This is a genomic window from Comamonas sp. C11 (genome assembly GCF_024496285.1).
GTDB lineage: Bacteria > Pseudomonadota > Gammaproteobacteria > Burkholderiales > Burkholderiaceae_C > Comamonas > Comamonas testosteroni_F.
Window position 1 is genome coordinate 1,194,212 of sequence record NZ_CP101743.1, and the last position, 23,516, is coordinate 1,217,727.

The 23,516-nt window shown below is 64.3% G+C and carries 17 protein-coding genes; 11 read left to right on the forward strand and 6 right to left on the reverse strand.

The window, feature by feature from the left end:
• Positions 1–113: 113 nt before the first annotated feature.
• The 9 genes from NOX35_RS05490 (at position 114) to pbpC (ending at position 15,211) form a co-directional block, all read left to right on the forward strand.
• Complete coding sequence (locus NOX35_RS05490) at positions 114–6,125, forward strand: alpha-2-macroglobulin (protein ID WP_256496003.1); 6,012 nt, start codon at positions 114–116, stop codon at positions 6,123–6,125.
• 229 nt (positions 6,126–6,354) lie between these two features.
• Positions 6,355–7,476, forward strand: a complete 1,122-nt coding sequence (locus NOX35_RS05495; protein ID WP_182285890.1) for an ABC transporter ATP-binding protein — start codon at positions 6,355–6,357, stop codon at positions 7,474–7,476.
• Positions 7,477–7,521: 45 nt separating this feature from the next.
• Positions 7,522–8,811: an ABC transporter substrate-binding protein gene (locus NOX35_RS05500; RefSeq protein WP_256496005.1), complete on the forward strand. Its 1,290-nt coding sequence runs from the start codon at positions 7,522–7,524 to the stop codon at positions 8,809–8,811.
• On the forward strand, positions 8,811–9,767 hold the full coding sequence (locus tag NOX35_RS05505) for a carbohydrate ABC transporter permease (protein WP_232538130.1): 957 nt from the start codon (positions 8,811–8,813) through the stop codon (positions 9,765–9,767). The genes NOX35_RS05500 and NOX35_RS05505 overlap by 1 nt, the downstream gene beginning before the upstream one ends.
• The gene (locus NOX35_RS05510) at positions 9,764–10,630 is read left to right on the forward strand and encodes a carbohydrate ABC transporter permease (RefSeq protein WP_182285892.1); all 867 of its coding nucleotides are present in this window, start codon (positions 9,764–9,766) and stop codon (positions 10,628–10,630) included. Before NOX35_RS05505 ends, NOX35_RS05510 begins: the two co-directional genes overlap by 4 nt.
• Positions 10,631–10,664: 34 nt before the next feature.
• On the forward strand, positions 10,665–11,051 hold the full coding sequence (locus NOX35_RS05515) for a VOC family protein (protein ID WP_182285893.1): 387 nt from the start codon (positions 10,665–10,667) through the stop codon (positions 11,049–11,051).
• A gap of 63 nt (positions 11,052–11,114) precedes the next feature.
• Positions 11,115–12,002, forward strand: coding sequence for an endonuclease/exonuclease/phosphatase family protein (locus tag NOX35_RS05520; protein ID WP_256496006.1), 888 nt, complete (start codon positions 11,115–11,117; stop codon positions 12,000–12,002).
• A gap of 94 nt (positions 12,003–12,096) precedes the next feature.
• Positions 12,097–12,654 (forward strand): HdeD family acid-resistance protein, encoded by a 558-nt coding sequence (locus NOX35_RS05525; protein WP_182285895.1) that lies wholly within the window; start codon positions 12,097–12,099, stop codon positions 12,652–12,654.
• A gap of 145 nt (positions 12,655–12,799) precedes the next feature.
• On the forward strand, positions 12,800–15,211 hold the full coding sequence (gene pbpC, locus NOX35_RS05530) for a penicillin-binding protein 1C (RefSeq protein WP_256496007.1): 2,412 nt from the start codon (positions 12,800–12,802) through the stop codon (positions 15,209–15,211).
• Positions 15,212–15,238: 27 nt separating this feature from the next.
• On the opposite strand, the gene NOX35_RS05535 is transcribed toward pbpC, so the two are convergent.
• On the reverse strand, positions 15,239–16,132 hold the full coding sequence (locus NOX35_RS05535; protein ID WP_256496008.1) for a LysR family transcriptional regulator: 894 nt from the start codon (positions 16,130–16,132) through the stop codon (positions 15,239–15,241).
• Positions 16,133–16,212: 80 nt separating this feature from the next.
• Here NOX35_RS05535 and NOX35_RS05540 point away from each other — a divergent pair, with 80 nt between their 5' ends.
• Together NOX35_RS05540 and NOX35_RS05545 are read left to right on the forward strand one after the other, a co-directional pair.
• Positions 16,213–16,833 (forward strand): nitroreductase family protein, encoded by a 621-nt coding sequence (locus NOX35_RS05540; protein WP_256496009.1) that lies wholly within the window; start codon positions 16,213–16,215, stop codon positions 16,831–16,833.
• On the forward strand, positions 16,830–17,711 hold the full coding sequence (locus NOX35_RS05545) for an EamA family transporter (protein WP_182285899.1): 882 nt from the start codon (positions 16,830–16,832) through the stop codon (positions 17,709–17,711). The genes NOX35_RS05540 and NOX35_RS05545 overlap by 4 nt, the downstream gene beginning before the upstream one ends.
• A gap of 40 nt (positions 17,712–17,751) precedes the next feature.
• On the opposite strand, the gene lldD is transcribed toward NOX35_RS05545, so the two are convergent.
• The 5 genes from lldD to NOX35_RS05570 all read right to left on the reverse strand — a co-directional run bounded on the left by lldD (position 17,752) and on the right by NOX35_RS05570 (position 23,463).
• Positions 17,752–18,888: an FMN-dependent L-lactate dehydrogenase LldD gene (gene lldD / locus NOX35_RS05550; protein WP_256496010.1), complete on the reverse strand. Its 1,137-nt coding sequence runs from the start codon at positions 18,886–18,888 to the stop codon at positions 17,752–17,754.
• Positions 18,885–19,655 carry a transcriptional regulator LldR gene (lldR, locus tag NOX35_RS05555; RefSeq protein WP_182287109.1) on the reverse strand — a complete coding sequence of 257 codons (771 nt, stop codon included), beginning with the start codon at positions 19,653–19,655 and terminating at the stop codon, positions 18,885–18,887. The genes lldD and lldR overlap by 4 nt, the downstream gene beginning before the upstream one ends.
• 17 nt (positions 19,656–19,672) lie before the next feature.
• Positions 19,673–21,337: an L-lactate permease gene (gene lldP, locus NOX35_RS05560; protein WP_182285901.1), complete on the reverse strand. Its 1,665-nt coding sequence runs from the start codon at positions 21,335–21,337 to the stop codon at positions 19,673–19,675.
• A gap of 71 nt (positions 21,338–21,408) precedes the next feature.
• Positions 21,409–21,555, reverse strand: a complete 147-nt coding sequence (locus NOX35_RS05565; RefSeq protein WP_182285902.1) for a hypothetical protein — start codon at positions 21,553–21,555, stop codon at positions 21,409–21,411.
• A gap of 249 nt (positions 21,556–21,804) precedes the next feature.
• Complete coding sequence (locus tag NOX35_RS05570) at positions 21,805–23,463, reverse strand: L-lactate permease (RefSeq protein WP_256496011.1); 1,659 nt, start codon at positions 23,461–23,463, stop codon at positions 21,805–21,807.
• Positions 23,464–23,516: the final 53 nt, after the last annotated feature.

The window sequence follows — 23,516 nt, forward strand, 5'->3', positions numbered from 1 at the left end:
TGAGGCAGGGCTTTTTGCATTCTGCCGTCCTGCACTGCTGCGTCGCTGATTCCAGACTTCAGATTCAAACAGCCAGGGCCGGCGACATGCCTGCCCGAAAAGAAAGTGACTGTATGACTGTGCCTTATGCAGAGGGAAGGAAGAGGGAGCAGATCGCGCCGCACTGGCGCAAGCTGCTGAATGCAGGTCTGTTATGGGGCCTGGCGGCCACGGCGGCCCACGCCGTGGGGGTACGCCAGTTCAGCCCGCAGGGAGATGTGAGCAAGGTGGGCCAGGTCGTGGTGCAGTTCGATGGGGCCGCCGTGCGCTTTGGCGATCCCAAGGCCGCTGCGCCGGTCAACCTGCAGTGCAGCGATGCCCGGGCCGCCAAGGGCACGGGGCGCTGGAACAGCGAAAAGGAATGGGTATTCGATTTTGCCCAGAACCTGCCCGCTGGCGTGCGTTGCACGGCCCAGCTCAACCCTCAGTTCAAGAGCGTCGCGGGTACAGCTCTGACGGGCGCAGCCAGCTATCAATTTCAGACAGGCGGTCCGCAGGTGGCCAGCATTGCGCCCGACACCTATGAAGAGGTGGACGAGCAGCAGTACTTTGCCCTGCGCCTGACGGGCGCGGCGTCCGTGGACAGCCTCAAGCAGCGCGTCTGGTGTACCTCCGAAGGCGTGGGCGAGCGCATCCCCGTGCAACTGATCGAGGGCAAGGATCGCGAGGCCGTGCTCAAGCAGCGCCACTGGGACAAGGATGCGGCCCAGCACCCGCAGAACTATGCGGTGCTGGCCTGCAACCGCCGACTGACCTCGGGCAGCAAGATGACCCTGGTCTATGGCAAGGGCGTGGCCATGGCCAATGGCCTGGTCAGCAAGGACGAGCAGCGCTACGAGTACCAGGTGCGCCAGCCCTTCAGCGCCGACTTCAGCTGCGAGCGCGAGAACGCCAACGCCGCCTGCCTGCCGATCCGCCCCATGCGCCTGTCCTTCAGCGCGCCGGTGCCGCGCAAGCTGATCGAAGGCATACGCCTCAAGAGCGGCGCCTCGGCCGTGGCACCCATCATCGAGCAGAACGGCGACAAGCTGGCCGAGGACTCGCTGGTGGACAGCGTGACTTTCCCGGCCACCATGCACCCCAACACCAAGTATGTGGTGGAGCTTCCGCCGCAGTTCAAGGATGCCGCGGGCCGCACGCTGAGCAATGCCAATATGTTCCCGCTGGCCACGGCCACGGGCAATATGCCGCCGCTGGTGAAGTTTGCGGCGGCGCCATTCGGCATCGTCGAGCGTTTTGCCGAAGGCCCCAAGGGACCGGCGCTGCTGCCCGTGACGCTGCGCAATGTGGAACCGCAGCTCCTGGGCAAATCGCTGGACGCCAGCGTGGTGCGCACCAAGAAAGGCGGCTCGGATGCCGACATCATCGCCTGGCTCAAGAAGGTGGAGCGCTATGACAGCTATAGCGTGGAACGCAAGCGCGCGGCACGCGATGTGAAGGTGCTGCCTCCGGTCATCAACGACGACAAGCACTGGGTGCAGACCCGCATGCTGTCGCTGCTGGACGGCCAGAGCCAGACCCAGATGCTGGAGCTGCCCAAGGCGGCCAAGGGCGACCCGCGCCCCTTCGAGGTCGTCGGTATTCCGCTGAATCCGGGCTTCCAGGTGGTGGAGATCGCCTCGCCCATGCTGGGCCAGTCGCTGCTCGACGAAGGCTATGGCGCGGGCCGCACCATGTATGTGCGCACCTCGGTGCTGGTGACCAATCTGGCCGTGCACTTCAAGCTGGGTCGCGAAAACTCGGTAGCCTGGGTGACGACGCTGGACAAGGGCAAGGTGGTGCCTGGCGCCACGGTGCAGGTCTCGGACTGCAACGGTCAGGCGATTGCCTCGGCCGTGACCGATGCGCAAGGCATTGTGACCTTCAACGGCCTCAACCCCAGTCCGCCCTCCTGCAGCAACGAGGACGGCTACTACCGCAGCAGTTCCTATTTCGTGAGTGCGCGGGCCAAGACCGAGGCTGGCGAGGAGCTGGCGTTTGTCTGGAGCAACTGGAACAAGGGCATAGAGTCCTGGCGCTTCAATGTGCCGACCAGCTCCAGCAGCAAGCGCGACGAAGTGGCGCATACGGTGTTTGACCGCATGCTGTTCCGTGCCGGCGAAACCGTATCCATGAAGCACTTTCTGCGTGCCCTGACCGGTCCCGGCAAGAATTCCAAGGGCTTTGAACAGACCCAGGAGAAGCCCGATCGCCTGACCATCACCCACCTGGGCAGCGGCCAGCGCTTTACCCAGGCCCTGAGCTGGAATGCCAATGGCAGCGCGACCAGCGAGTTCCCCATCTCCAAGGCCGCCAAGCTGGGCGAATATGCGGTGGAGCTGAGTTACACCAGCGGCAACAGCCGTCGCTCCAGCTTCAGTACCGGCATCTTCCGTGTCGAAGAGTTCCGCCTTCCCGTGATGGAGGGGCGTGTGGGCCCGGCCGGCAAGGAGCAGCTCTACGCTGTGGGCAGCGTGCCTGCCGAAGTGCAGATCAACTATGTCTCGGGCGGCGCTGCCGCCAATCTGCCGGTCAAGGTGTCGGCTCTGCTGCGTTCCAAATCGCTGGACTTCTCAGGCTGGGATGGCTTCAGCTTCAACCCGCCGCGCAGCGCCCAGGACATGGGCAGCAGCGACGACGAGGAAAGCACGGCGGCTGACGACACCAAGGTCGTGGCCGACAAGCTGCCCGTGACGCTGGACAAGAACGGACTGGGCAAGGTCAGCATCGACAAGCTGCCCAAGTCCGGCGAGCCGCGCGAGCTGCTGATGGAGGCGACCTATGCCGACCCGAATGGCGAGGTGCAGACCCTGCGCAGCACACGCACCATCTGGCCGGCTGCCGTGGTGGCAGGCGTGCGCTCCGAGAACTGGATCTCCGTGGACCGCAAGCTGCGCTTTCAGGCGCTGACGCTGGATACGGCAGGCAAGGCACAGGCAGGCGTGCCCGTCAAGGTCGAAGCCGTGGCGCGCATCACCACCTCCAGCCGCAAGCGGCTGGTGGGCGGCTTCTACAGCTACGACAACCAGACCACGCTCAAGAATCTGGGCACCGTGTGCTCGGGCACCAGCGACAGCCATGGTCTGGTGCAATGCGAGGCCCAGCTGTCCCAGCCCGGCGAGGTGGAGCTGATCGTCAAGGCTACCGACAAGGAAGGCCGCAGCAGCCAGGCTGCGACCTCGGTGTGGGTCACGGGCCAGGGCGAACTCTGGTTCGGTGGCGAAGACCATGACCGCATGGATGTGTTGTCCGAGCGCAAGAGCTATGAGCCCGGCGAGACGGCGCGCTTCCAGGTCCGCATGCCCTTCCGCCGCGCCACGGCGCTGGTGGCAGTGGAGCGCGAAGGCATCGTCAGCACCCAGGTGGTGGAGCTGGCGGGTGACAACCCCACGGTGGACGTCAAGATCGAAGACAACTGGGGGCCCAACGCCTATGTCAGCGTGCTGGCGCTGCGCGGTCGCCTGATGGAAGTGCCCTGGTACAGCTTCTTCACCTGGGGCTTCAAGTCGCCGCTGGAGTGGTGGCGTGCCTTCTGGAATGACGGCAAGGAATTCATCGCGCCGACGTCCATGGTGGACCTCTCCAAGCCTGCCTTCCGTTTCGGCATGTCCGAAATTCGCGTGGGCCTGAAGAACAATACTTTGGACGTCAAGGTGTCCTCGGACAAGTCCAGCTACAAGGTACGTGGCACGGCCAAGGTCACCATCAAGGCCACGCTGCCCGATGGCAAGCCCGCTGCAGGTGCCCATGTGGCGCTGGCGGCCGTGGACCAGGCCTTGCTGGAGCTGATGCCCAACAGCAGCTGGAATCTGCTCGATGCCATGCTGACACGCCGCGAATGGGGCGTGCAGACGGCAACGGCCCAGATGGAGGTGATCGGCCGGCGCCATTACGGCAAGAAGGCCGTGCCTGCGGGCGGTGGCGGTGGCCGCAGCCCCACGCGCGAGCTGCTCGACACCTTGCTGCTGTGGAAGCCCGATGTGGTGCTGGACGGCAACGGCATGGCGCTGATCGAGGTGCCGCTCAACGACGCCCTGACCACCTTCCAGGTGGTGGCCGTGGCCGATGCGGGCGTGAGCCTGTTCGGCACTGGCCAGGCGGCGATCCGTACCACGCAGGATCTGCAGATCATCAGCGGCCTGCCGCCGCTGGTGCGCGAGGACGATCAGTTCCGCGCCCAGGTCACGCTGCGCAACACCTCGGCCAAAGCCATGAAGGTGGAAGTCACGCCGCGCGCCACCATGCTGGAGCTCAAGGCCCAGACCGTGGAGATTCCCGCCGGCGAGGCGCGTGAAGTGGCCTGGGATGTGAAGGCTCCGGCCCAGCTCTCCGGCACGCGTGCCGAAGCGCTGATCTGGGAGATTTCCGCGCGCGATACCGCTGGCGGCGCCGATGCGGCGCAGGATGCGCTCAAGGTCAGCCAGCGCATCGTGCCCGCTGTGCCGCTGTCGGTACAGCAGGCCACGCTGGTGCAGGTCAGCGGCAGCTATAGCGTGCCCGTGAATCCGCCCGCTGATGCGCTGCCCGGCCGTGGCGGCCTGCAGATGTCGCTGGTGCCCAAGCTGACCGAAGGTCTGCCTGGCGTGCGCGACTGGTGGGCCCGCTACCCCTACTCCTGCCTGGAGCAGACCACCAGCAAGGCGGTCGGCATGAACAACGCCGAGCTGTGGGGCAGCACCATGGCCCAGCTGCCCAACTATCTGGACGGCGACGGCCTGGCCAACTACTTCCCGCCTCAGGACGGCTCGGTCAGCCGCGGCAGCGATACGCTGACAGCGCATCTGCTCAATATGTCGGCCATGGCACAGGGCGTTGACAAGCGCTTCGTGATCCCGGCGGCCGAGCGTGCGCGTATGGAGGACGGCCTGATCGCGTTTGTGGAAGGCCGCATCCAGCGCAACTTCTGGAGCCCGCGCAAGGATCTGGAAATGCGCAAGCTGGCGGCGATTGCTGCGCTGGCGCTGTCTGGCAAGGCCACGCCGCGCATGCTCGACAGCATCAATGCCACGCCCAACCAGTGGCCCACGCACACGGTCATTGACTGGGTGCTGCTGCTGCAACGCATGAGCGATGCGCCGCAGCGCGATGAGCGTCTGGCCCAGGCCATGCAGATCCTGCGCGCGCGCCTGACCTACAACGGTACGCGTGCCGGCTTCTCGACCGATCAGGACGATGGCTGGTGGTGGCTGATGCAGGGTCCGGACGTGAATCTGGCGCGTCTGATCCTGGCGACCATCAACGATCCGGCATGGGCCGAAGACATGCCTCGTCTGGTCAGCGGCTTTATCGCGCGCCAGCAGTCCGGTGCCTGGAACACGACCACGGCCAACCTCTGGGGAGCTCTGGCGCTGCGCCGCTTCTCGCAGAAGTTCGAGTCCGAGCCCGTGGCCGGCAGCACCGTGGCCAGCATGAACGGCAACGAAGCCAAGGTGAACTGGGCCGATGTCAGGCGTGCCACGTCCGAGGATGCGCAGGGAACGGCCCATTCCAACAGCGTCTTCGGTGAACCCGTGCGTGCTGGCGGCCTGATGAACAACACCATGTTCATGCCCTGGGCCAAGGCCGGCAAGGGTCAGCTCAGCGTGACGCAGCAAGGCACGGGCAAGCCCTGGCTGACCGTGCAGTCCGTGGCGGCCGTGGCCCTCAAGGCTCCGTTCAGCGCCGGCTACACCATCAAGAAGACCGTCACGCCTGTGGAGCAGGCGGACAAGGGGCTGTTTGGTGGCGGCCAGTACACGCGCGGCGATGTGCTGCGCGTGACGCTGGAGGTGCAGGCCAAGACCGATATGACCTGGGTGGCTATTACCGACCCCGTCCCCACGGGCGCGACCATTCTGGGCGGCGGCCTGGGCCGCGATTCGGAAATCGCTTCCAAGGGCGAAAAGCAGGAGGGAGCCGGCTGGCTTGCCTATGAAGAGCGCAGCTTCGAGTCCTACCGTGCCTACTACCAGTACCTGCCAGCAGGTACGACCAAGGTCGAATACACCGTGCGCCTGAACAATGCCGGTGAGTTCGCCCTGCCGCCCACGCGTGCCGAAGCGCTGTATGCGCCCGAGATGTTTGGCGAGATTCCCAACGCCAAGCTCAAGGTGGTGATGCCCAAGTAAGCCCTCGGCGGTTTCTCGGCCATACGGCAAGCCCCGGTCTGCGCAAGCAGTCGGGGCTTTTTTCATGCACTGATGCTATGGATATTGAAGCTGCTTTCGCATTTAAAAAGGATGATTCAAGATCATTTCTATCTGAGATCAATAAATAGCAAGCGCCAGAAGCTCCTGTTTTATTTGGTTGGATCTGGGTTGACACGCGGCTGTCATCCAGTCTTTCTAGACTGGCGCGATGTCTTTGATCGAGCTGGAGAACGTCGCCAAATCCTGGGGTGACGCCACGGCCCTGCATGCCGTGAATCTGCGCATTGAACCAGGCTCGTTTTGCGTCCTGCTCGGCCCTTCGGGCTGCGGCAAATCCACCACCTTGCGCATGATTGCCGGGCTGGACATGCCCACCTCGGGGTCGGTGCGCATCGATGGTCGCGACGTCACCCATATGCCGCCTGCAGAGCGCGGCATTGCCATGGTGTTCCAGAACTATGCGCTGTTCCCGCATCTGAGCGTGGCAGACAACATCCAGTTCGGTCTGCAGGTGCGCAAGGTTGGCAAGGCCGAGCGCGAGCAGCGTCTCAGGCAAACGGCAGAGCTGCTGGGGCTGACGGCGCTGCTGGAGCGTCGGCCCGGGCAACTCTCGGGCGGCCAGCAGCAACGCGTGGCGCTGGGCCGAGCGCTGGTGGCGCAGGCCAGGGTCTGCCTGATGGACGAGCCGTTGTCCAACCTCGATGCCCAGCTGCGCCAGGAAATGCGCGCCGAGCTGCGCGAGCTGCAGCAGCGTCTGGGTCTCACGGTGGTCTATGTGACCCACGACCAGGCCGAGGCCATGAGCATGGCCGATCAGGTGGTGCTGCTCAACAAGGGCCTGGTGGAACAGGCTGCCGGGCCGCGTGAAATCTATGCCCGGCCCGCAACCACGTTTGCCGCGCGCTTTATCGGCACGCCCGCCATGAACATCGTTGCCCTGCAAGGCAACCGGATTGCCGGCAGCGATGTGGCCGTAGCTCCGGATCTGGTGGCTGGCAGCGCCTATCCGCAATCGCTGGGCGTGCGGCCCGAGGTGATTTCCGTGGCACTTGATGCCGACGGCGGCAACGAGGGTCTGGGCAACGGCATTCCGGCCACTGTGCAGGGCTTTGAATATCTGGGTGCCGATCTGGTGCTGCGCTGCCTGGTGGGCAGCGAGCTGCTGACGGCGCGTGTGCCCGGCCATGCCCATGCCGATCTGCGGCCCGGACAAGGCGTGGTCCTGTGCTGGCCACAGCAGGCTGCGCACTGGTTCGATGCGCAGGGTGGGCGCATTCATGTTTGCGGGCAGGCGGTGGACTCCGCCCGCTCTTTGCTGGCTGCAGCCTGAGCTGTCAGCGTTTCCCATTGTCTGCAATTCTCGAGGAGAGATCCCATGCGTCGTCAAACCTTTGTTCATGGCGTGATCGCCGCTGCCGCCAGCCTTGGCATGGCGGGCACTGCTCTTGCTCAGTCCCCGCTGGAAGTGCCTTTCTATTACCCCGTGGCCGTGGGCGGCCCCATCGCCAAGGTGATAGACGGTTATGCGGCAGACTTCAACAAGGCGCATCCGCAGTACAAGCTCACGCCCATCTATGCGGGCACCTATCAGGAAACCATCGTCAAGGCGCTGACGGCGCACAAGGCCGGCAAGGCGCCTGCGACCTCGGTGCTGCTATCCACCGATATGTTCACGTTGATGGACGAAGGCGCGATTGCGCCCATTGACGACTTCGTGAAGACCGATGCCGACAAGGCCTGGCTCAAGGGCTTTTATCCGGCCTTCATGGCCAACAGCCAGACCGGTGGCAAGACCTGGGGCGTGCCCTTTCAGCGCTCCACCGTGGTGATGTACTACAACAAGGAAGCTTTCAGGGAGGCCGGCCTGAACCCCGATAAGGCGCCCCAGAACTGGAAGGAACTCAAGGAGGCCGCTCACAAGCTGACCAGGAAGGACGCCAGCGGCAAGGTCGTGCAATACGGCATCCAGATTCCGTCCACCGGCTTTGGCTACTGGATGCTGCAGACTCTGACCACACCCAATGATGTGCTGCTGGCCAACGAGTCCGGCACCCGCGTCATGCTCAACCACCCCAAGGTGGTGGAAGCGCTGAACTTCTGGGTCAGCCTGGTCAAGGACGGCGTGCACCCTGCAGGTGTGGTGGAGTGGGGCACGACGCCCAGGGACTTCATGGAAAAGAAGGCCGCCATCATCGTGACGACCACAGGCAATCTCACCAATATCCGCGCCAATGCCAAGTTCGACTTCGGCGTGGGCCAGATCGCCGGCAATGTCCGCAAGGGCTCGCCCACGGGCGGAGGCAATTTCTACATTTTCAAGAATGCGCCCAGGGAGCAGCAGCAGGCTGCGTTCGAGTTTGCCAAATGGGTGACCCAGCCCGAACGTGCAGCGCAGTGGAGCATGGACAGCGGCTATGTGGCTGTCTCGCCTGCAGCTTACGAGACGCCTGCGCTCAAGAAGTACGGCCAGGAATTTCCTCAGGCCCTGGTGGCGCGTGACCAGTTGCCCGTGTCGGTGGCCGAATACTCCACCCATGAGAACCAGCGCGTGACCAAGGTGCTCAACGATGCGATTCAGGCGGCCCTGAACGGCACCAAGACCGCTGCCCAGGCCATGGACGACGCGCAGAAGGAATCCGACCGCATCCTGCGTCGCTACAAGTAATGAGCAGTCCGGCGCTTGAAACCGGCAAGGGCGCCATGTCGGCTCCCTTGTCATCCAGGGCCGCCAGCAGGCTGGCGCAGGCCGCAGCTCGAAAGCAGGCCGTGCATGCCTGGCTGCTGCTCATGCCGGCGCTGGTGCTGCTGCTGGGCTTTACCCATTGGCCGGCCTTGTCCACGTTGATCGACAGCCTGCATGCCACGGGGCGTGGCGGCCAGTCCGGCGAATGGGTAGGGTTGGACAACTATGTGCTCATGGTCGACGACCCCGTGTTCTGGCAGGCCGTGCGCAACAACCTCTGGTTTGCCGCCGCCACCATTCCGCTGTCCATGGGGCTGGCCTTGCTGATGGCGCTGTGGGTCAACGAGAAGCTCGCGGGGCGGGCCTTGCTGCGCATGGCGTATTTCACGCCCACGGTGCTGCCCATGATTGCCGTGGCCAATATCTGGCTGTTCTTCTACACGCCGCAGTACGGATTGCTGGAGCAGGTGCGCGGTGCTCTGGGCCTGGGCGCGCACAACTGGCTGGGCGATCCATCCACGGCCCTGGCCTGCATCACGCTGGTGGCGGTGTGGAAGGAGGCAGGCTTCTTCATGATCTTCTATCTGGCCGCGCTGCAGACTCTCAATCCCAGCCTCAAGGAAGCGGCGGTCATCGAAGGCGCATCGCGCTGGTATTTCCTGCGCCGCGTGCAGTGGCCGCTGCTCATGCCGACCACACTGTTCATTCTGGTCAACGCCGTGATCAATGCCTTCCGGCTGGTGGACCATGTGTTCATTCTCACGCGCGGCGGGCCGGACAATGCCTCCACGCTGCTGCTCTATCACCTCTACGAGGTGGGCTTCAAGTTCTGGGATACCGGCTATGCCGCGGCCATCACCGTGGTGTTGGTCGTGGTGCTGGCTGCCGTGGCGCTGTTCCAGTTCTTCGTGCTGGACAAAAAGGTGCACTATCAATGACAGCTGCTGCATTTCCATCGGCGCGCAGGAGCGCCAGGGCAGGCCGGGGCGTGAGTTTTTATGGCGCTTCCTGGCTGGACACCCTGGCCGCCTGGACGCTGGCGCTGCTGTGGCTGCTGCCGCTGGCCTATGCGGTCTGGACGGCGTTTCATCCGTCCGATGCGTCCACGCGCCTCGATCTGTCCGCGCCCTGGACGCTGCAGAACTTCCGCCATGCCTGGGACGCCGCGCCGTTTGCGCGCTATTTTCTCAACACCATCTTGCTGGTGGCCATGATCTTGGCGGTGCAGCTGCTACTGTCCACGCTGGCTGCATTTGCCTTTGCGCGCTTGCGCTTTCGCGGCAGCAATGTGGCGTTTGCACTGGTGCTGGTGCAGCTGATGATCATGCCGGACATTCTGCTGGTGGCGAACTATCAGACCATGTCCGGGCTGGGCGCAGTCGATACCCTGGCGGGCATAGGCCTGCCGTATTTCGCCTCGGCCTTTGCCATCTTTTTGCTGCGCCAGACCTTTATGGGCATACCCCGTGAGCTGGACGAGGCCGCACGCGTGGAAGGTGCCAGCACGCTGCAGATTCTCTGGCGTGTCTACGTACCGCTGGCCAGGCCGGTCTACACCGCGTTTGCGCTGGTTTCTGTGAGCTTTCACTGGAATAATTTTCTCTGGCCTCTGATCATCACCAACAGCGTGCAGGCGCGTCCGCTCACCGTAGGGCTGCAGGTTTTCTCCAGCGTGGAGTCGGGCGTGGAATGGTCGATCATCTGCGCCGCCACCCTGATGACTTCAGGGCCGCTGCTTATTGCATTCCTGCTGTTCCAGCGCCAGTTCGTGCAGAGCTTCATGCGCGCGGGAATCAAGTGACTGGGATACAGTCAAACCATTTGGGGAGTTGACAATGCCTGGTCCCGCTGCTGCTGGTGTGCTGATTTATGCCAAGGATTTCCAGAGTCTGGCAAGTTTCTATGAGCAGGTTCTGGGCATGCAGCGGCTGCATGAGGATGAGCACATCATCGTGCTGGAGTCCGTCGCCCTGCAGCTGCTGATTCACGCACTGCCTGCCGAGATTGCCGCGCGGGTCCGGATCGGCAAGCCGCCGCAGCGCCGTGCCGATGTGGCGCTCAAGTTCTTCGTCACCGTGCCCGCGATCGCCGAGGCCGCAAGCGTCGCGCAGGCGCTGGGCGGACAGGTGTTCGACGAGCGCTGGCAAGGCCCCGGCTTTGTGGTCTGCAATGCCATGGACAGCGAAGGCAATGTGTTCCAGCTGCGCGAGGCCCTGGCCTGATCGGCTGCCAGCGCTGCGCAGGCAGGTGCTGCAGTCATTTTCAATGTGGAAAGAAGCGACAAGATGAATATCCTGAGCTGGAATGTGCAATGGTGCTGCGGCATGGATGGACAGGTCAGTGTGGAACGCATCGTGCGCCACGCGCTGCAAATGGGCGAGCAGGCCGGCGGACTGGATGTGCTGTGCCTGCAGGAGATCGCCGTCAACTACCCCGATCTGCAAGGGCGGCCCGGCGATCAGCCTGCCGAGCTGAAGGCGCTGTTGCCGGGCTGGCAGATTGTCTTTGGTGCCTCGGTCGACGAGTTCACACCCCGGGGACATCAGCGCTTTGGCAATCTGGTCGCCACTCGCCTGCCGCTGCTGCAGGTGCAGCACCATCCGCTGCCCATGCCGGCCGATGCCGATGTGCGCTGCATGCAGCGCATGTGCTCGGTGGTCACGGTCGCTGACGCGGCACTGGGGCCGGTGCGCGTCATGACCACGCACCTCGAGTACTTTTCGAAGCGCCAGCGCATGGCCCAGGCTGGCGCTCTGCGCGCCCTGCAGATGCAGGCCTGCGCACTGGCCGATGCCCCGCCGCAGCCGGCCAGTGACGGCTCGCCCTACCAGACCAAGCCGCATACACGCCATGCCGTGCTTTGCGGGGACTTCAACTTCGAGCCGCACGAGCCCGAATATGCCGTTCTGTCCGCACCTTGGGCTGCCGGTGAGCAAGGCTGTCTGCAGGCCGGGCAGTGGCGCAATAGCTGGGATGTGCTGCACCCCGGCCAGCCGCAGCCCCCCACCTTCAGACTGGTGGACCGGACCTGGGGCGCCGAGCCCGGGGCCTGCGATCTGCTGTGGGTGAGCGACAGCCTGTGCCAGCATGTGCAGGCCTGGCGTGTGGACAGCACCACAGAGGCGTCCGACCACCAGCCGGTGATGTTGACGCTGGGCTGTGCTTCTTGCTAGGGTCGGAGCTGGAGTCGAGAGACGAGTGGCTGCACAAGTCGCACTGTTGTGAAACCCTGAGAACGTAAACACGTTCTAAAAGAGAGGAGTCTTCATGCCTGTAGAAATTCCGTCCATGTCCATCATGCTGCACCGTAGCTGGTGGGTGCTGTTGTTGCGCGGCGCCGCCGCCATCATCTTCGGCGTGCTGACCTGGATGCAGCCCGCAGCATCTGCCGCCGCACTGGTGCTGGTGTTTGGCGCCTATGTGTTTGTCGACGGCCTGCTGGGCATCTACACCGCCATCAAGAGCCGCCAGCAGTCGCGTCACTGGTGGCTGGTTCTGCTGTGGGGGCTGACCGGTGTGGTGGTGGGGGTGCTCACGGTCATCAACCCGGCGATCACCGCATTGGTGCTGACCATCTATATCGGTGTCTGGGCTCTGATGACCGGTGTGCTGCAGATCGTCGCGGCGCTGCGTCTGCGCAAGGAAATTCAGGGCGAATGGCTGCTGGTGCTCGGTGGGCTGCTGTCGGTGCTCTTCGGCATCTTCGTGCTGATGCAGCCCGGTGCGGGCATGATGGCCATGCTGTGGGTGCTGGCGACCTATGCCGTGATCTTCGGCGTGCTGATGGTGATACTGGCGTTCAAGATCAAGAAGTTCACGGGCTGAAAACGTAAACACGCTCCGAGAGGCAGTGACTTCGGCAAAAAAGCGGCTCGCAGAAGCCGCTTTTTTGTTGCCGCTTGTCTGAGCAGTCTGTTTGCCGGGCCATCTTTGGGACAATGCCTGCTGACTTCCAACAGCGCACAACGACATGGAACAAGGCATTCAGCGGTATTTCCAGCCCCCGAGAGTGAAACAGTCCTGGCGGGCCGTCGGCATGACGGCCGCCCTGTGGCTGGGTCTTGCCGCCAGCAGCCATGCCGTGCCCAGCTACGACGAGGTGCGCAGCGAGCATCGCTCCTCGGAGACTCTGCTGCTGTCGCGCGAGGGCGAGGTGCTGCAGCGTCTGCGCACCGACAGCACGGTGCGCCGCGGGCCCTGGGTGGCATTGGCCGACGTCTCGCCGGCACTGCGCACGGCCCTGGTGCTCAGCGAGGACAAGCGCTTCTACGAGCACAGCGGCGTGGACTGGGCTGCCGTCACCGCAGCTGCGTGGGGCAATCTCTGGAACACACGCACGCGCGGCGCGAGCACCATCACCATGCAGCTCGCGGGTCTGCTCGACGGCGACTGGCGTCAGGGTCCGGGTGGGCGCAGCGTGGTGCAGAAGGTGGGGCAGGCCGTGGCGGCCCAGGTGCTGGACAGGCGCTGGCGCAAGGACCAGATTCTCGAGGCCTATCTGAACATGGTGCCGTTCCGCGGCGAGATCGTAGGCATAGCTGCGCTGTCGCAAAGCCTGTACGGCAAGGCAGCTCATGGGCTGGATGCTCGCGAGGCGGCCATTGCTGCGGCCCTGGTGCGTGCGCCCAATGCGTCGGTGGAGCGTGTGGCCCAGCGTGCCTGCGGCGTGCTGCAGGTGATGGTGCCGGACGATGTGGCGGCCAAGGATTGTTCGGCCATGCAGCTCTATACCTCCAGTGTGCTGCAGCGGCGTCAATGGCTGGCCAGCGAGGGCGTGGCCTTGCATTTCGCGCGGCGCTGGCTGGCGCTGCCCCAGAACAGGGGGCAGGAGCAGGTGCGCTCAACCTTGAGCGCACCCTTGCAGCGCTTTGCCGTGGCCAGCCTGCAGCAGCATCTGCGCGAGTTGCAGGGCCGCAATGTGGAAGATGGTGCGGCCGTGGTGCTGGACAACCGAACAGGCGAGATTCTGGCCTGGGTGGGCTCTTCGGGCACGCTGAGCCAGGCATCCGAGGTCGATGGCGTCACCGCGCTGCGTCAGCCCGGCTCCACGCTCAAGCCTTTTCTCTACGCCCAGGCGATTGCCGAAAAGCGCATCACGGCCGCTTCGCTGATCGAGGATTCATCGGCCCATATTCCCACGCAGAACGGCCTCTACATTCCGCAGAACTACGACCGGCGCTTCAAGGGCTGGGTGTCGGCGCGCACGGCGCTGGCGTCCTCGCTCAATGTACCTGCAGTGCGCACGCTGGTCATGATCACGCCCGATGCGTTTTTCGAGCAGCTCAAGAGGCTGGGTCTGCCGCTGCGCGAAAGCGGGGGCTACTACGGCTTCAGCCTGGCGCTGGGCAGCAGCGAGGTCGCGCTGCTCAATCTGACCAACGCCTATCGGGCACTGGGCAATGGCGGTCAATATCGTCCCGTGAGTTGGGCCTTGCCTCAGACTGAAAGCCGCAAGGCCGGCGGCAAAACCGGCGACGACGCGGTGCAGGCACTGGATGTGCGGGCGGCCTTTATCGTGGGCGACATTCTCTCCGACAATATGGCGCGGGCCCCGACCTTCGGCACCGACAGCGTGCTGGCCACGCGCTTCTGGACGGCCGTGAAAACCGGCACCAGCAAGGATATGCGCGACAACTGGGCCGTGGGCTGGTCCGAGCGCTACACCGTGGGCGTCTGGGTGGGCAATGCGGGTGGCGAGGCCATGCATTCAGTCAGCGGCACCAGCGGCGCAGCGCCCATCTGGGCCGACATCATGGGCTTTCTGCATCGCAATCTGTCCAGTCGTGCACCCCGGCCGCCCGCTGGCGTACTGCAGCAGCAAGTGCAGTTCGGTGCGTTGGCAAGCGGCGCCATGCCCATCGAAAGCACGCGTGGCGAATGGTTTGTGGAGGGCACGCAGCAATCCCTTTTTGCCATGGATCACGTCGCTGGCAGCGCAGAGCCGAAAAGCCCAGCCAGACAAAAGGGCAGCAAGTCCGGCAGCGCTGCGACCGCTGTCCGCATCTCGCGTCCGGCCAATGGCACGATTCTGGCGCTGGACCCCGATATTCCGCCTGACAGCCAGCGCGTGCAGCTGGTGGCGCGCCAGGCCGGCATGGCGGCCGAGCAGGACTGGCGTGACGGCAGCTTGCGCTGGCGCCTGGTGACCCGGCAATACGGCCCGCCTGCGGCTGCCGACAAGAATGCGCAACCCGTGATGCGGGAAGTGCAGCGCGAGCTGGGGCGCGGCAGTCAGCTGGGCTGGCTGCCCTGGCCGGGGCGCCACAAGCTGGAGCTGCTCGATGCTTCCGGCAAGGTGCTGGACAGCATCGCGCTGGAAGTGCGCGGCGCCGGTGCCCTGGTGGCCGGGCCGGAGCAGATCCAGAGCCAGCGCCGACGTTGAATGCCGGCCGGTCAACCGGCCCGGCGCTCAGTTGCCAGAATCGAACTGCGCTACCAGAAAGTCCAGCAGCACCCGCAGCTTGGGCGTCATATGCTGGCGCGACGGATAAATGGCATAGAGCGTGGTCTCCACCGTGCTCCAGTCTTCCAGGGCGGCCTGCAACCGGCCCGTGCGCAGGTCTTCCTCGACATAGGGCCGCGGGATCAGGCTGACGCCAAAGCCCGCGCGCAATGCATCGCGCACCGCCAGGCTTGAGGACACCGAGTAGCGCGCATTGACCGCCACGCGCTCCATGCGCCCGCCTTGCTCGAATTCCCAGACATCTGCATGGCCCGATAGGCTGAAGCGTATGTGCTCCAGGCCGTTGAGGTCGGCAGGCGTGTGCGGGCGGCCGCGCTTTTCGAAATACCCGGGCGCGGCGCACAGCACATGCGACATGGTTGTCAGCGGTCGCGCAATCAGCGAGGAGTCCTCGAGCCGGTCGCTGCCGCGTATGGCCAGATCGAAGCCCTCGCGCACGATGTCGACGCGTCTGTCGTCCAGGTGCAGATCCAGCTGCAGCCCGGGGTAGCGCTGCAGGAAGGCGGGGAGGGCGCAAGAGATCTGCGTCAGCGTGAATGTCATGGGCGCGCTGACCTTGAGCAGGCCGCTGGGCGCAGCCTTGAACGGGCATAGTGCCGAGTCTGCATCGGCCAGTGCATCCAGAGCCCGCGTGACATGCTCCAGATACAGGCGGCCTTCTTCCGTCAGCGCCATGCGTCGCGTGGTGCGCTGGATGAGGCGCGTGCCCACATGGGCCTCCAGCTCGGCGATGTTCTTGCTGATCGCGGCCGGCGACAGGCCCAGGCTGCGGCCCGCCTCGGCAAAGCTGCCGCACTGCGCGATGCGATGAAAGACTTGCAAGGCGGTCAGTCGGTCCATGTGATTCTTCTCTGCTGGTGAATGGTTTATTTTGATAATCGCCAATTATCAATTCGGGGTGAATTATCTACAGTCATGCCATGACGACACTTCATCCCGCACTCACCCTCATCGAGCAGCGCATCTCGGCCAACCGCTTCGATACCTCCCATCATCTGGCGGATGCCGACATAGCACGGCTGGTGCAGCTGGCCACGCGCGCACCCACGGCCTACAACCTTCAGAACTGGCGCTTCATCGCCGTGCGCACGCCTGGGGCCAAGGCCAGACTGCGCGCCATGGCGCAGGACCAGGCCAAGGTGCAGGAGGCGGCCGTCTGCTTCATCGTCTGCGGCATGCTGGCCGACCCCGAGGCGCTGGCCGAACGGCTGCAGCCCTCTGTGGACGCGGGTTTCTTGCCTGCCGCCATGGCGCAGGGCTGGCTGCAGGCCGCGCAGCAGCAGTACGCCAGCGCGCAGGCGGTGCGCGACGAGGCCCTGCGTTCGGCCAGCTTCGGCGCCATGACGCTGATGCACGCGGCGCAGGCGCTGGGCCTGGCATCCTGTGCGATGACCGGCTTCGACGCCGAAGGCGTGGCGGTCGGCTTCGGTCTGGCGAGCGAGGAGGTGCCAGTCATGCTCGTCACCGTGGGCCGTGCTGCGCCCGGCAACTGGCCGCAGAAGCCACGCCGGCCGCTGGATCAGGTGCTGGAGTTCGCATGAGCGCCGGCCAATCTGCGTCTGGTTCCAGGCAGGCCCAGGCGCACGATCTGCTGCTGACGGCGCTGGCACCCGCCATCTGGGGCAGCAGCTACATCGTCACCACGCAGCTGCTGCCGCAGGTGCCCGCGATGACCGTGGCCTTGCTGCGCGCGCTGCCCGCAGGCCTGTTGTTGCTGGCATTTGCACGGCGCCTGCCGCAGGGCGTGTGGTGGCTGCGGGTGTTCATTCTGGGAGCGCTCAATTTCTCGGTGTTCTGGAGCATGCTGTTCGTCTCGGCCTACCGCCTGCCGGGAGGGGCGGCCGCCACCGTCGGGGCCGTGCAGCCGCTGGTGGTGGTGTTTCTTGCGTCCTGGGTGCTGGGCAGCACGCTGCGGCCGGCCTCGGTGCTGGGAGCCCTGGCCGGTCTGGCGGGCGTGGCCTTGCTGGTGCTCACGCCTGGTGTGAGGCTGGATGCTACGGGCATTGCGGCGGGCCTGGCCGGAGCGGTTTCCATGGCCTGCGGCACGGTGCTCACGCGCAAGTGGCGTCCTCCCGTTCCGCTGTTGACCTTCACTGCCTGGCAGCTCACGGCCGGCGGACTGTTGCTGCTGCCGGTGGCGCTGTGGGCCGGACCGGATTTTCCGGCGCCCACACCGGGCCATCTGATCGGACTGGCCTGGCTGGGTCTGGTGGGCGCGGCATTGACCTATGTGCTGTGGTTTCGCGGCATTGCCCGGCTGGAGCCGAACATGGTGGCCCCGCTGGGTTTTCTGAGTCCGCTGACGGCGATTTTGCTGGGCTGGGCATTCCTGGACCAGACGCTGACGGCTGTGCAGATGGCTGGCGTGGCCCTGGTCCTGGGCGGCATCTGGCTGGGGCAGCGGGGCGCGGCGCGATGATCCACGCAAGGCCCGGCCCAGGGCCGGAGCCTGCGCGGGATCAGTCCCGTACCAGCAGATCGCCAGTGATCTCCGAGACGTTCTTGACGCTGGTCAGCGTCATGGCCACGCGCATTTCCTTTTCGAGCAGGTTCAGCAGGTTGGTCACGCCGGCTTCACCTTCTGCGGCCAGCGCGTAGACGAAGGCGCGGCCTATCATGGTGCAGTCTGCGCCCAGCGCCAGCAGGCGCACGATGTCCAGGCCGTTGCGCACGCCCGAGTCGGCCAGGATCTTGATCTGGCCCTTGACGGCATCGGCGATGGCAGGCAGGGCGCGTGCCGACGAGAGCACGCCGTCGAGTTGGCGCCCGCCATGGTTGGAGACGATGATGCCGTCGGCGCCGAAGCGCACGGCATCCCTGGCGTCCTCGGGGTCGAGGATGCCTTTGATCAGCATGGGTCCCTTCCAGAAGTCGCGGATCCACTCCAGGTCCGACCAGGAGATGGAGGGGTCGAAGTTCGCGCCCAGATAGCCCATATAGTCTTCGAGCGAGACGTTCTGACCCTTGTAGGTGGAGATATTGCCCAGCGTGTGCGGGCGGCCCATCAGGCCCACGTCCAGGGCCCAGTGCGGATGGGTCACGGCCTGCAGGTAGCGGCGCATGGCGGCGTTGGGGCCGCTCATGCCAGAGTGCGCATCGCGGTAGCGGGCGCCGGGCACGGGCATGTCCACAGTGAAGACCAGGGTGGAGACGCCCGCAGCCTGGGCACGCTCCAGCGCATTCTTCATGAAGCCCCGGTCCTTGAGGACATAGAGCTGGAACCACATCGGGCGGCCCAGCCTGGGCGCGACTTCCTCTATGGGGCAGACCGAGACGCTGGACATGGTGAAGGGAATGCCCTTCCTGTCGGCAGCCATGGCGGCCTGCACTTCGCCGCGGCGGGCGAACATGCCGGTCAGCCCGACGGGAGCCAGCGCCACGGGAATCGAGAACTTCTCGCCGAACAGCTCGATGCTGGTATCGAGCTGGCTCATGTCCTTGAGCACGCGCTGGCGCAGGGCCACGTCGGCAAGGTCGTCGACATTGCGCGCCAGCGTCTTCTCGGCATAGGCACCGCCGTCAAGGTAGTGGAACAGAAAGGGCGGCAGGCGCTTTTGCGCAGCTGCGCGGTAGTCGGTGGTGGAGGAGATGATCATGAAAAAATGGCGGAGGAAGAGGAGAAACGATCCAGCCGCTTGCGTCGGGCCGCTTCGGCATCCGATTCGGACAGCTTTTCGTGAACATAGGCCAGGTGCTGGCCGATGGCGCTTCTGGCCTGCTCTGGTTCGCCGTCGACAATGGCCTGCATGAGGTTGCGGTGCTGCGCAGTCAGATGCTCCAGCGTCGAGAGATCATCATGCACGAACATCAGGCGCCGGTTCTGGGCCACGGTACCCAGTACCAGCTCGAAGAGGCTGCCCATGAGCTGCACCAGCACGGCATTGTGCGAGGCTTCGGCAATTGCCAGATGGAACTGAGCGTCGGAGCGGGCCGCGCTGGCGGCATCGTGCGCCTGCTGGTGGCGCAGCATGTCGTCAAAGCAGTGGCGGATGCGGTCCCTGTCCTTGTCGGTGGCACGCTGGGCCGCATACCAGGCGGTGCTGAGCTCCAGCGCCTGGCGTGCTTCCAGCACGTCGTAGCGGTATTGGGGGTCGTCGCGGAGCAAGGACTCCAGCGGAGCGACGGCCTGCTCGTGCCACAGGGGCACGCGCGAGCCGACAAAAGTGCCGGCCCCCACGCGGCTTTCGAGCACGCCGCGGCTGGCAAGCTTCTGTATGGCCTCGCGCAGCGCCGTGCGCGAGACCCCCAGTTGCTCGGCCAGCGCCCGTTCAGTCGGTAGCTTTGCGCCGCTCTGGAGCTGGGTGCTCTGGATCAGCTCCAGCAACTGCTGGGCAACGCGGTCGGACAGGCGGATGGCGGGCATGGGGTCTGGCAGGAGTTTCAGGTGGTGGGAATCATCCACGGAAACACATAAGCCTGCAGCGTGCAGATGATGCCGATGAGCACCAGGAAGGCCAGGCTGTGCTTGACGGTAAAGCGGAACAGGTCCGATTCCTTGCCGGCCAGGCCTACGGCTGCGCAGGCAATGGCGATGGACTGGGGCGAGATCATCTTGCCGGTCACGCCGCCGGTGGTGTTGGCCGTCACGGCCAGAACCTCGGGCAGCCCCAGTTGCGCTGCCGTCGTGGCCTGCAGGGCGCCGAACAGCGCATTGGCCGAAGTGTCGGATCCCGTGAGGAACACACCGACCCAGCCCAGGAAGGGCGAGAAGAACGCAAAGGCCTTGCCTGTATGGGCCAGCGCCATGGCCAGCGTGGTGGACAGGCCGGAGTAGTTGGCGATGAAGGCGAAGGCGAGTACCATGCCGATGGAGTAGATGGGCAGTGCCAGTTCCTTGAAGGTCTCGCCCAGGGTCCGGACTGCCACGGCTGGCTTGAGGCGCAGCAAAAGAATGGCGAGCACGGAAGCGATCAGGATCGCGGTTCCCGTGGCCGACAGCCAGTTGAATGAGTAGACCGCGCCATAAGGCGTGGGCGTGGCAACGACGGGAGCCATTTTCTGCACCAGATTGTGCAGCATGGGCACGGGAATGCTGAAGACCGTGCCGGACAGCGCGCCACCCGAGGCGAACAGCGCCTTGAAGGGCTTGAGGCTCCAGATGGTCACCATGGCGGTGAGGATGATGAAGGGCGACCAGGCCTTGATCACCATGCCGGTCGTCAGCTTGACGGGGGCCGTCGTCTGGATCTTGGCTGCGCCCGGCTCGGTGTCGAAGCGGAAGATGCGCTTGGGCTGCCAGAACTTGAGAAAAGTGGTCAGTGTCACCAGGGCGAAGATGGCCGAAGTGATGTCCGGCAGTTCGGGGCCTATGTAGTTGGCCGTCAGAAACTGACCGAGTGCAAAGCTGCCGCCGCCGACCAGCACCGCAGGCCAGGTTTCCTTCACGCCGCGCCAGCCGTCCATGATGGCCATGAGCCAGAACAGCACGATGATGGTCATGAACGGCAGCTGGCGGCCGGCCATCTGGCTGATGGCCATGACATCGACGCCCGAGACCTGACCGGCCACGATGACGGGAATGCCCATGGCGCCAAAGGCCACGGGGGCGGTATTGCCGATCAGGCACAGGCCCGCTGCATACAGAGGCCTGAAGCCCAGGCCCACCAGCAGCGCTGCCGTGATGGCCACGGGGGCGCCGAACCCGGCGGCTCCCTCAAGGAAGGCACCGAAGCAAAAGCCCACCAGGATGAGCTGCAGGCGCTGGTCTTCGGTGACCGAGAGAATCGACGAGCGGATGATGTCGAACTGTCCGGTCTTGACCGAGACCTTGTAGAGAAAGACCGCCGCGACAATGATCCAGGCAATCGGCCACAGGCCGTAGAAGAAGCCGTAGACGCCTGCCGCCAGCGCATTGGCCACGGGCATGCGGTAGAAGAGCAGCGCCACGGCCAGGGACAGCGCCACCGTGATGGTGCCCGCCACATAGCCCTTGAGGCGCAGCTTGGTCAGCGCGAGAAAGAAAAAGATGATGGGTATCAGCGCCACCAGCGCCGACACCCACACATTGCCCGCGGGGTCGTAGTTCTGCGACCAGATTTCTTGCATTGCCTTGATCTCCTGGATTTATGCGGGGAGGGCAACCCTCCTGAGCGACCAGAAGCTTCCCCGTCAAATTTTCAAAAATGACCGTGCGCAAAACCGGCTGTGCCGCGCCATAGGCGGGCCTGAGCTATTCCAGTCTTGCCTGCTGAATTGGTATTACCAATATCAGTCGATTTCAAGTGGAATGGATTGTATGAAGCGAAATAAGTCTTGAAATTCATGGTTTTCCCTTGATTTTTGAAATTAATTGGTAGTACCAATTAAGGAGGATATGGAATTCTGAGAACATAAAAAAACCGCAGGCCTGGGGGCACTGCGGCTTCTATGGACAGCTCATTGCCGGCCTGACGGGGGAGCTCGGTGCTCGAAACCGCCAGGGCGTAACCCTGGGGCAACGAGCAAGAGCCTGGGCGCCTAGCCGAAGTTGCCGTCCCCCTGGGGGGAAGCCGCAAGGCGGCTCAGAGGGCGCGTCAATTCACCATCAGCTTGAACGGCCAGACATAGGCCTGCATGGTGACGAACAGGCCCATCAGGCAGGCCAGGGCGATGGAGTGGAAGAATACGTAACGCAGGATGTCGCCTTCGCGGTTGAACCAGCGTGTGGCGGTTGAAGCCACGACAATGGATTGCGCATCGATCATCTTGCCCATCACGCCGCCCGAGCTGTTGGCGGCGCCCATGAGGTTGGGGGACAGGCCCAGTTGGTCGGCGGCGACCTTCTGCATGCCGCCGAACAGCACGTTGGACGCCGTGTCCGAGCCTGTGAGTGCCACGCCCAGCCAGCCCATCAGCGTGCCGAAGAAGGGGTAGAGCACGCCGGTGTTGGCAAAGGCCAGGCCCAGGGTGGTGTCTGTGCCCGAGTAGCGTGTCAGCGTGCCCAGGGCCAGCATCAGCACGATGGTCAGCAGCGAGTAGCGCACCAGCCAGGTGGTCTTGAAGAAGGTGCGCACTATGGTCACCGGGTTGTACTTCATGACGAAGGCACTGACGATGGCCGAGAACAGAATGGCTGTTCCAGTGGCCGACAGCAGGTTCAGCGTGTAGACAGCACCTTCCTTGGTCGGCTGGGGCACCACGGGAGGCATTTTCTCGATCAGATTGTGCAGGCCCGTCATGGGGAAGGCGGGGGCAAACAGGCTGTTGAGCCAGGCCTTGACCGGCGGCAGGCCCCAGATGAACACAAACACCGAGAGAATGATCCAGGGTGTCCAGGCGGCGATCAGCGCGTTCCTGCTGTGCTTGGCCACGGGCTGGGGCGGCTTGACTTCGGAGGCGCTGATATCCTTGCCGCGCAGCGAGGCCGAAGTCCAGATCTTCTTGGGCTGCCAGACGCGCAGGAACAGGATCAGGCTGGCCATGGAAACAATGGCAGCAATGATGTCCACGAGTTCGGGGCCGATGAAGTTGGAGACTATGTACTGGGGAATGGCAAACGACAGGCCGGTGACCAGAATCGCGGGCCAGATCTCCATCATGCCCTTGCGGCCGGCAAAGGCCCAGATCAGCCAGAACGGCACCAGCACCGAGAAGAAAGGCAGCTGGCGGCCGATCATGGCGGTCACTTCCATCAGATCATAGCCATGGACCTTGGCCAGCGTGATGACGGGCGTGCCGAGGGCGCCAAAGGCCACGGGTGCGGTATTGGCGATCAACGACAGACCGGATGCCGCCAGCGGAGAAAAGCCCAGGCCTATCAGGATGGCTGCCGTCACGGCCACGGGCGTGCCGAAGCCGGCAGCGCCCTCGAAAAAGGCACCGAAAGAAAAGGCAATCAGCAGCAGCTGGATGCGGCGGTCTTCGGTGATCCCGGAAAGTGAATCCTGCAGCACCTTGAAGCTGCCGTTCTGCTCGGTCAGCTGATGCAGGAAGATGATGTTCAGCACAATCCAGCCAATGGGCAGCAGCCCGGTAAAGCCGCCGAACAAAGCTGCGCGCCCTGCCATCTCGCCGGGCATGTTGTAGACAAAGACTGCAATCAGCAGTGCTGCAATCAGGCCAGCTCCTGCGGCCAGGTGGGCTTTCATGTGCAGAAAACCAAGGCCCACCAGCATCACCACGACCGGAATGGCCGCCAGCAATGTGGATAGCCACATGTTCGATAGGGGGTCGTAGACCTGTTGCCAAACCATCTCTGTTGTCTCCTGCTTGTTGTGGTGACAAGGATGGTGGCTGCGCAAACAGA